Source organism: Litchfieldella xinjiangensis, from assembly GCF_000759345.1.
Taxonomy (GTDB): domain Bacteria; phylum Pseudomonadota; class Gammaproteobacteria; order Pseudomonadales; family Halomonadaceae; genus Litchfieldella_A; species Litchfieldella_A xinjiangensis.
Genome location: NZ_JPZL01000002.1, coordinates 554281 through 563438, shown reverse-complemented (window position 1 = coordinate 563438; position 9158 = coordinate 554281). Strand labels below are relative to the sequence as shown.

Here is a 9158-nt window from a genome sequence, read left to right as displayed (position 1 = left end):
ACATTGCGCTAAATGCACAGTGGATTAGAACAAAACGAAACCACTGATTTTAGGCAGGCCTGCGGATTCAAAAAAATGATCCGGTCTCGATTACGAAGCATGGAAAGCGCACCACTTTAAAACATCAATACTTTAATCCCTCGTATATGGTCATACCCACACACTTTCATTAAAAACCTAATCGCACAAACAAAAATAATTCTAGACCCATGATTTATAAAGAATTAACTGAACAAACGAAATCGCTAACTTTAAAAAATAACGATGGCATCCAAGCAATCATGTGTTACGTTGACTTACATGGAGGAATGCCAGTTCGCACCGAGTTCCTCGAATCAAACAAGAAGAGTGAGAACGGCGATGTCGACTACCCAAAGCGCCAAGGAACTGCAAACCGTGCTGTCCCAATGCAGAGGCTCATTTATCGCCGTCGCGTTTTTCAGCATGTTCGTCAACTTGTTAATGCTGGCCCCGCCCCTTTACATGCTTCAGGTGTATGACAGAGTCATTACCACGCGAAGTAATGAAACGCTTCTCATGTTGTCCTTGTTGATTGTCTTCCTGTTCGTGGTGATGGGTGGACTGGAACTCGTCAGGTCAAGGATTCTGGTGCGGGTAGGCAACCGGCTGGACGCGATGATTAATCAACGCTTGTACAGCGCCATGTTCAAGAAGACGTTAGCGCTCCCCGGAAAGCCCTCTGCCCAACCGCTCAACGATCTGAGCAGCGTCCGTCAGTTCCTCTCGGGTAACGGTCTCTTTGCGTTTTTCGACATGCCGTGGGTACCCGTCTATCTGGGCGTGCTGTTTCTATTCCATCCCTGGTTTGGCTACTTCGCCCTGGGCGCCGGCGTGATCCTGTTCACGCTGGCCTTGATCAATGAACGGGTCACCCGTGGCCTGCTGGCAGAAGCCAACATCGAGCACGTGCAGTCTCAGGACCTGGCCAACAGCAACCTGAGAAATGCCGAAGTGCTGCATGCCATGGGCATGTTGCCGGCCATCATGGGACGCTGGTCGGCCAAGCATCAGGACTATCTGATCCACCAATCCAAGGCGAGTGACCATGCCGGCACCCTGACTAACCTGTCCAAGGTCTTACGTGTGCTCTTTCAGTCGCTCATCCTGGGCCTGGGGGCGTATCTGGTCATTCAGGGCAGCCTGACCGCCGGCATGATGATCGCCGGCTCGATCATCATGGGCCGCGCCCTGGCGCCCATCGACCAGATCATTGGCGGCTGGAAAGGGTTCGTCGGTGCCCGAACGGCATATCAACGCCTCAATGAACTGCTGAATGTAATTCCGGCGGATGAGCCCAATATGCCCCTGCCTGCCCCTCGCGGTCGGGTGACGCTAGAGGAGGTATCGGTCGCCCCGCCGGGTGAGCGCCATCTGACCCTGCGCGGCATCGATCTGGATGTCGAGGTCGGCGAACACATCGGCATCGTCGGCCCCAGCGCCGCCGGCAAGTCCACTCTGGCCCGGACGATACTCGGCATCTGGCCGGCCCAGATGGGCTGCGTGCGTCTGGATGGTGCCGATATCACTCAATGGAAGCGTGAGGCGCTCGGCCCTTACCTGGGCTACCTGCCCCAGGATATCGAACTGTTCGACGGGACGATCAGCGAGAACATTGCCCGCTTCGGTGAAATCGACCCGGCCAAGGTGGTCGAAGCCACGCGCAAGGCGGGTGTCCACGAGATGATCCTGCGGCAACCGAATGGCTACGACACCTACCTCTCCGCGGGTGGCAGCAGCCTGTCATGCGGCCAGCGTCAGCGCATCGGGCTAGCCCGTGCCCTGTACGGCAATCCCGTGCTGGTCGTGTTGGACGAACCCAATGCCAACCTCGACAAGGCCGGAGAGCACGCCCTCTCAGAGTGCGTGCAACGTCTCAAGCAGGAGGGCACCACGCTGTTCGTGATCAGCCACCGCCACTCGATCCTCAAGCATGTCGACCGCCTGCTGGTGCTCAAGGATGGCCAGCTCAACATGCTTGCCCCTCCCGAGCAGATCGCCGCACAGCAAAGCAGACCGGTACGCGGTGTCGCTGGCGCACCACGAGCCGCCAGTAGCCGTCCGACATCGATTCGCCAGGCCGCCCGAGGCAAGAACGCGCCACTCGCCGGGCAAGAGGAGGCAGAATAATGACATACCAGGCCAGCCCCGCCGACTATCTTCCCGGCGAAGCGACAACGCGTCAGATCGAGTCAGACCAGGCCGAGCAATTGCCCACCAGCGATCGACGCTACCGGCGTTTGGGCATGCTCATTCTGCTGGTGGCCTTCGGCGGGTTCGGTGGCTGGGCCATGACAGCCAACCTGGCCATCGCCGTCGTGGCCCCAGGTGCCGTCTCGGTGGAATCCTTCAAGAAGACCCTTCAGCACTACGAAGGCGGCATCGTCGAGCGCATCCTGGTCCAGGACGGTGACAAGGTGGAGGCCGGCGCACCGCTCCTGGTGCTGGACGACACCCAATCTCGCGCTCAGCTGCAGATTGCCCAATCCGAGTACCATATCGCTCGCGCCAGCGAAATCCGTCTACTGGCCGAGCAGGCCGGCGAGGAAGCGCTGGTCTTCCCCGACGATTTGCTGGAGTCCCCCTCACCCCGAGTCCAGGCCGTTCTCAGCGTGCAACGAAAACTGTTCGCCGCACGGCGCGAATCCCTTCACGGGGCACTCGCCTCGCTCGATGAACAGGCCCTGCAGATGCAAGAGCAGATCGTTGGGCTGGAGGCTACCCAGCGTATCAATCGATCCCGCATCGCTTCATTGGCGGAAGAAGCCAACGCTCACCGCTCGCTATTCAAATCGGGCCTGGGCAACAGCCAACGTCTGCGCGAGCTGGAGCGTGAAATCATGGAGTATCAGGCCGAAAATGCCCGTTACAACGCGGATGCGGCCCGCCTGCGTTCGCAGATCAGTGAGAATCTATTGCAGAAGGCCGTACGCAACCAGGAGTTCCTGCAAGAGGTGGGCGAGCAGTTACGCACGGCCCAGGCGCAGATTGCCGACAGCGAGGAGCGCATCACCGCACTGGACGACCAGGTTCAGCGCACACAGATCATTGCCCCGGTCTCGGGCACCGTGGTGGGGATGCAGATCCATACGCTCGGCGCCGTGATCCGCTCAGGGGATCCGCTCATGGACATCGTGCCTTCCGGCGATGGTTTCGTCGTCGAGGCCCGCGTGCCCGACCGAGACATCGATAATATCTACCTGGGCCAGCCGGCCGAAATTCGCTTCAGCGCGTTCAACCAACGCATGTCCAATGTCATAGATGGCGAAGTGACGCATGTCTCGGCGGACAGCTTCGAGGACGAAGCCACCCGTACCCGCTACTACAAGACCCGTATCCACGTGACCGACGCAGGCCAGGAAAGCATGACCGAGACCATGCAACTCCTGGCCGGCATGCCCGCCGAAGTCATGATCAAGACCGGCGAACGCACGTTTGCCAGCTACGTGGCCAAACCCTTTACCGACCTGATCGCTCGCGCGATGAGGGAGGAGTGAACCGCGTACAACGGAACCAGGCCGGGCTGGCCCACGCCGCGTGCAGTGATAAGGTAGGCCGCTGGACCCCAGTGAGGAAAAGCGTGCCATGAAATATATAGGAGCCCACGTCAGCGCAGCCGGCGGGCCGGAACAGGCAGTGACCCGCGCCCGCGAGATCGGTGCCGACGCGTTCGCCCTGTTCACCAAGAACCAGCGCCAATGGAAGGCCAAACCGCTCACCGACGAGACGATTGCAGCCTTTCGTGAGGCCTGTGAAACGCACGGCTTTTCTTCCCGGCAGATCCTGCCGCATGACAGCTATCTCATCAATCTCGGGCACCCGGCGCGTGAGGGCCTGGAGAAATCCCGCGCGGCCTTCCTCGACGAGATGCAGCGCTGTGAGCAGCTAGGCCTCTCGCTACTCAACTTTCACCCTGGCAGCCATCTTAACAAGATCGGCGAAGCCGAATGCCTGGCCAGGATTGCCGAATCGATCAACATGGCCTTGGCCGAGACACGCGGTGTCACCGCCGTGATCGAGAACACTGCCGGTCAGGGATCGAACCTGGGCTGGCGCTTCGAGCACCTGGCCGAGATCATTGACCAGGTCGAGGACAAGACGCGGGTGGGCGTGTGTATCGATACCTGCCACGCCTTTGCCGCCGGCTATGATCTGCGGACTTCGGCCGCCTGTACCGCCAGCTTCGACGAGTTTGGCGACGTGGTCGGCTTCGACTACCTGCGTGGCATGCATCTCAACGATGCCAAGAGCGAGTTCGCCAGCCGCGTCGACCGACATCACAGCCTGGGCCAGGGCAATATCGGTCTCGACGCCTTCATGACGATCATGCAGGACCCACGGATCGATGGGATACCGCTGATTCTCGAGACGATCGAGCCCGATATCTGGGCGGAAGAAATTGCCTGGTTGCGTCAGCAGACTATAACCAGACAATGAGCCATTACGCTCGTGATGCCTTTTTTTATCAAATCATGGGTTATTAGTAGGACGTTATTAATCTGGCCATGCATTACGGCTAAAGGAGGACAAATCTCCCCCCGACGCCGAGCATTCGGTCATCTATTCTATATAAACCTGTGCTGTAACATTCATTTCCTATTAAAGGGCTGTTCAACCCATCCAAGGAGAATGTACGGTTTCAGTGGTGCAATTCCGCAATACGCAGGTCCCAACGAGGGAGACAATAATGAAGAACCTTCAGCTCGATTACGCTAACAACGAAGCCCGCCTGTACAACCCCGCCACTCAGGATCTCTCCGTACGCTTGCGCGGACGGCCTTCGGACCTCGTGGCCGTTCTCGATGATTTGCGTCCATGCTGGGAATCGATGTATGAACAGCGTGAGTTCATCGTCGAGGATTCTGTACAACATTTCGGCGCCAAGGTCCGCTTGGCCTATGCCGACTGGTGGCCAAACGATCTTGAGCATGACGTGAGTAAAACTACCGTGGACAGCGAAGTCGCAGCGGTCAGCCCCTAGGGAAGGGAAACAAGACGAGCGGCGACGAACAGCAAGCCTGGTCGTCGCCGTTTTTTTAACTATGAACTCAGCCAGGCCTCGAACGCATCCGGCGCCATCGGCATGGCAAATAGAAAGCCCTGGAATTCATCGCATCCCAGCCGTTCAAGGAAACGCCATGTCGGCTCGGTTTCCACGCCCTCCGCGACGACGTGGTACCCCAGGTCGTGTGCCATGCCGATCATCGATTTGACCAGCGTCTGGCTGCGAGCGTCCTCATCCAATCCATGGATGAAGGAACGATCGATCTTGACTACCTGAGCCGGAATACTCTGTAGATAGGCCAGGCTGCTATAGCCCGTACCGAAGTCGTCGATGGCCACGCGGATGCCCGCTTCTACCAGCCGCTCTAGCTGTATCCAGGCTGCCCGACCGTGGCCCAGCAAGGCCGTTTCAGTCAGCTCGAGCTCAATGCAATCCGCCGGAAGCTCGGCCTCATCCAACAGGCTAAGCAACCGCTGGGCAAAGTCGTCCTCTTCGAGATTAACGGCCGAAATATTGATCGAAATGCAGATTGGCTGGCCCTGGCGATACCACCTCACCGCCTGAGCGATGGCAGTTCGGATGACCCAGTCGGTCAGCGGGCGGGCGAGAGGCGTATTCTCGACCAGGGGGATGAATTCGGCAGGAGATATCGCACCCAACTCGGGGTGATGCCATCGTAAAAGCGCCTCGGCCCCCCGGCAGGCCTGATCGCCCAGGGTCACACGAGGTTGATAGACCAGGTGCAGTTGATCGGGATGTTCCAGCGCCTCGCGGAACCCCGAGAGGAGCGCAAAGCGGCGCCGATGACTCGCATCTATCGCCATTGAGTAGATGCCCACGCCGGTCTCACCCTGACGAGCGTCCTGGCACGCGCTATGTGCGGTACGCAGTACATGCGCGGGGCTGTCCTCGCCGAGCCGCAAGGGGGCAACACCCACCACGGGCCGTATCAAGGTTGCCGCATTTTCAGCCAGGCTCTGTGTCATGAGTTCACGTCGGATACGCAGGGCCTCGCTGGACGCTTCGCCTTCGTTGCCCCCTGGAATGAGATGCACGAACTGGCCAGGCCCCACGCTGTAAAGCCGCACGCCGCTACCGACGCCCTGTTGCAAGCCCTGCCCTGCGCCTTGAATCAGCTCATCCAGATACGCCGGCCCCATGACCCGATTCAGGGTCGTCGTCTGGGTGACGTCGAGAATTTCCGTGAACAGGGCATAACGCAGTTCGCCGCTGGCATCACGACCAAGGTCCTCGAGATCCTCGCCGAACTGGCTGCGATTGGGTAACCCGGTCAGTGGGTCGATGCGTCCGAAGGCGTGCTGCAACTCGATCTGGGCCATCACCATGGCGGCAAGATCCTTGAGCACGGCGATCTCCTGCTCGGTCACCTCGCGCGGCTCGGTACCCAGAACACACATTGCTCCCAGCGTGTAGCCGTCCTGAGTGGTCAGCGGGGCACCCGCATAGAAGCGGATTCCCGACTCGGCAAGCACACTGTCATGGTATGTCGCTGAGGACGCCAGATCGGGAATGACCAGGAGTTCGGATTCGTCGGCAACTTCGCCGCAGCACGCCTTGAACCGGGGGATTTCCCAATGGTCCACCCCGACACGCGACTTGAACCACTGTCGATCCTGATCGGTCAGTGAAACCGCCGCGATCGGCAGATTGAAGAACTGGCTCGCCATGCGTGTTATACGGTCGAAACTCTCGCTTGGCGGCGTGTCCAGCAGGTTGAGTTGGCGTAGCGTATAGAGCCGCGCCTGTTCGTAATTGTTGTGCATCTATCATCGTCCCCCGCCGTAGCTGCGGCGGCAAAATACCAGCTCGCCTACCTTGAGACTAATCAAACCATGCTATCGCGACCATAACATGGCGAAACAAAAATTCATGTTAATTAACATAGGTTAAGCGATGCTTCGAAACGGATGACTAGCGACTGCGGTACGAACATAGGGTGACGCCTGAGCCCGTCGGGCCTTTGCCTCACAGCAAGTGATAGAACGGTACCGCCACGAACCACACCATATAGTGAAGGGTGACGATCAGCAGGCCATTGATGCGCTTCAGGCGATCGGTGCCTCGCTGGTAGTAGAACCACAACAGCCCCAGACACAAGGCGGCATGGGGCAGGACAAAAACGCTGAGTCCCGCATAGAGCTCACCGACGACACCACCGCCATGCTCGAACAGGACGGCCAAGAGCGCTGCAACGACCACGGCCAACCCCGCCAGCATGAGAAGTGGACGGTTACCCAAGCGCACCGCCAGGGTCCGCTTTCCCGCCTGGGAATCGGCATCGCGGTCGGGCGCGCCGGCCAACAGGATGGCAGGAAGGATGGCGAGAAAAAGGGGCGTGGCCAGCCACCAGGGCAACTTATCCGAGGCCTCTCCGCCCTGCAACGTGTAGCCAACCCACAGCACCATCGCGCTGTGGGTAAAGGCCACATCCATTTCACCCAGGCCCCGGTAGCTCAGCTTCAAGGGGGGCGAGGTATACCCCAGCGTGAGCACCAGCGCGAGCAGCAGCCATCCCGCCGCCGCCAAGGGTAGGCCCGCGGTATGCAATGCCAATCCGCCGGCCGCGAAAAAGCCCACCAAGGCCAGACCGATCCCCAGTCGTAACTTGGCAAAACTCAGCTCGCCATCGACCAGAACGCGCGACCCCCCCGTAAACGGGCCATGATTGGCGTTGATACGGTCACTGGGATAGTCCTGATAGTCGTTGGAGAAAACCGTGGCGGCTTCCAGGCAGAACAGGCAGAGATAACCCAGTAGGTAGGGCCCCCAAGCCAAGCCGCTCACGCCCGCGGTCAATGCCCCTACCGTGTAGGCAGCCCAGGTCATCGGATAGAACTGCAGGCGAAGCGCCTTGAGCCAGGGGCTGGCTCGCTCGATGACTCGCGCTGCAGGACGTTTAATCCCGCCCCCCAGCGCAAACCCGGCACGCCGGGCCCGTTCGATCCACTCGCGACGCTGCGGGTCGTCCGACGTCCGTACGGGACCGACCACGAGTGAACGTACGGGCTTCACTCCGCAGAATCCCAGCGTCGCATTGCGCATGGCATGGGTTCCCGGCGCCTTGAAAAGCCATCGATACACGGGGGGCGGCGTGTCCATGGTGGTGATCAGTTGAGCCGTCTTGCCCGCCCAGAGGCCTTCCCACTGGGTGGCTCCGGGGCCATAGAAGCGAAACGCGTCGCCGGGCATCACGAGTCGATCGAGGAAGCCTTTGAGCAGCGCCGGCATGGTACCCCACCAGTTGGGGTAGACGAAAACCAGATGCTCGGCCCAGGCAAGCCACGCCCGGCCACGCTCCAGGTCCGGCTCCAGAGGCTGAAGCTCGGGCGAGTCCTCGCGCACATGCGGGTCGAAGTCGAGTTCGCCAAGGGATAACAGGTGGGTCTCGACCCCGGCTTGCTCCGCCCCTTGCCGGTAGGCCTCGGCCATGGCGCCACACAGGCTGTCTCGGCGAGGGTGGCCGAGGATGATCAACGTTCGCATGCATGCTCCCTACATCAGCGAAACTTCATCCCAGCATAGGACGCCCAGGGGGTTTTGCCTGTTCGGCACGAACGCGATGGAGGCCACAACGAAAACCGCCGCCCCATGGGGCGGCGGTTCACGATCCATAGACCGGAGCGACTTACTTGGTCGCTTTAGCGGTCGACTTGGATGCGGACTTCATGTTGTCTTCAGCCAGCTTCTGGCTCTTCTGCATGAATTCCTGATTCAGCGACACCACTTTCTGGGTATCACGCTGCAGGCGCTCGCTGACATCCTTGGCGACCTGCTGCTGGCCTTCGACGTAATTGCGCAGGCCTTCCTGATCGCTGATGGACAGCGCCGAGCGGAACTGATTGAGGCCCACTTCGGCATAGGTCTTGGCTGCGTCGTACTGGGTATTCATCAGCTGCTCGGTGTAATCGATCGCCAGCGATGCGTAAGCGCGTGCCGGTGACAGGAACAGTGATTCGAATTGCTTGTTCGCTTGCTCGGAATTGGCGTTGCTCATGGTAACACCTCCATCAATAGACATGTGTGTAGCGACATGTGTGAGAAAGCCATGATGGCCTCCTTGTTGCAAAGCAGCATAGCAATGACCTTGTTGCATTGCAACAAGGAATCATGGCGA

At 59.5% G+C, this 9158-nt stretch carries 7 protein-coding genes; 4 read left to right on the top strand and 3 right to left on the bottom strand.

The genetic code is table 11. The features are described 5' to 3' along the window. Positions 1–360 precede the first annotated feature (360 nt). The 4 genes from JH15_RS10060 (at position 361) to JH15_RS10045 (ending at position 4999) form a co-directional block, all read left to right on the top strand. Positions 361–2148: a type I secretion system permease/ATPase gene (locus tag JH15_RS10060; protein ID WP_043529864.1), complete on the top strand. Its 1788-nt coding sequence runs from the start codon at positions 361–363 to the stop codon at positions 2146–2148. Next, on the top strand, positions 2148–3515 hold the full coding sequence (locus tag JH15_RS10055; RefSeq protein ID WP_043529862.1) for an HlyD family type I secretion periplasmic adaptor subunit: 1368 nt from the start codon (positions 2148–2150) through the stop codon (positions 3513–3515). The genes JH15_RS10060 and JH15_RS10055 overlap by 1 nt, the downstream gene beginning before the upstream one ends. 88 nt (positions 3516–3603) lie before the next feature. Next, on the top strand, positions 3604–4455 hold the full coding sequence (gene nfo, locus JH15_RS10050; protein WP_043529859.1) for a deoxyribonuclease IV: 852 nt from the start codon (positions 3604–3606) through the stop codon (positions 4453–4455). Positions 4456–4705: 250 nt separating this feature from the next. Continuing rightward, positions 4706–4999, top strand: coding sequence for a hypothetical protein (locus JH15_RS10045; protein WP_043529857.1), 294 nt, complete (start codon positions 4706–4708; stop codon positions 4997–4999). 59 nt (positions 5000–5058) lie between these two features. Here the strand turns inward: JH15_RS10045 and JH15_RS10040 are convergent, their stop codons facing one another. From JH15_RS10040 to JH15_RS10030, 3 genes are all read right to left on the bottom strand, one after another. Then, complete coding sequence (locus JH15_RS10040; RefSeq protein WP_043529855.1) at positions 5059–6807, bottom strand: sensor domain-containing phosphodiesterase; 1749 nt, start codon at positions 6805–6807, stop codon at positions 5059–5061. A 202-nt stretch (positions 6808–7009) separates the two neighbouring features. Then, positions 7010–8527 carry an NAD(P)H-dependent oxidoreductase gene (locus JH15_RS10035; protein WP_043529853.1) on the bottom strand — a complete coding sequence of 506 codons (1518 nt, stop codon included), beginning with the start codon at positions 8525–8527 and terminating at the stop codon, positions 7010–7012. A gap of 142 nt (positions 8528–8669) precedes the next feature. Next, positions 8670–9038 (bottom strand): phasin family protein, encoded by a 369-nt coding sequence (locus JH15_RS10030; protein WP_043529851.1) that lies wholly within the window; start codon positions 9036–9038, stop codon positions 8670–8672. Positions 9039–9158 lie beyond the last annotated feature (120 nt).

Bases quoted from the DNA above. Each gene is read 5' to 3' on its own strand.
- nfo (WP_043529859.1), top strand. From the start codon at position 3,604: ATGAAATATATAGGAGCCCACGTCAGCGCAGCCGGCGGGCCGGAACAG.
- JH15_RS10060 (WP_043529864.1), top strand. From the start codon at position 361: ATGTCGACTACCCAAAGCGCCAAGGAACTGCAAACCGTGCTGTCCCAA.
- JH15_RS10035 (WP_043529853.1), bottom strand. From the start codon at position 8,527: ATGCGAACGTTGATCATCCTCGGCCACCCTCGCCGAGACAGCCTGTGT.
- JH15_RS10045 (WP_043529857.1), top strand. From the start codon at position 4,706: ATGAAGAACCTTCAGCTCGATTACGCTAACAACGAAGCCCGCCTGTAC.
- JH15_RS10030 (WP_043529851.1), bottom strand. From the start codon at position 9,038: ATGAGCAACGCCAATTCCGAGCAAGCGAACAAGCAATTCGAATCACTG.
- JH15_RS10055 (WP_043529862.1), top strand. From the start codon at position 2,148: ATGACATACCAGGCCAGCCCCGCCGACTATCTTCCCGGCGAAGCGACA.
- JH15_RS10040 (WP_043529855.1), bottom strand. From the start codon at position 6,807: ATGCACAACAATTACGAACAGGCGCGGCTCTATACGCTACGCCAACTC.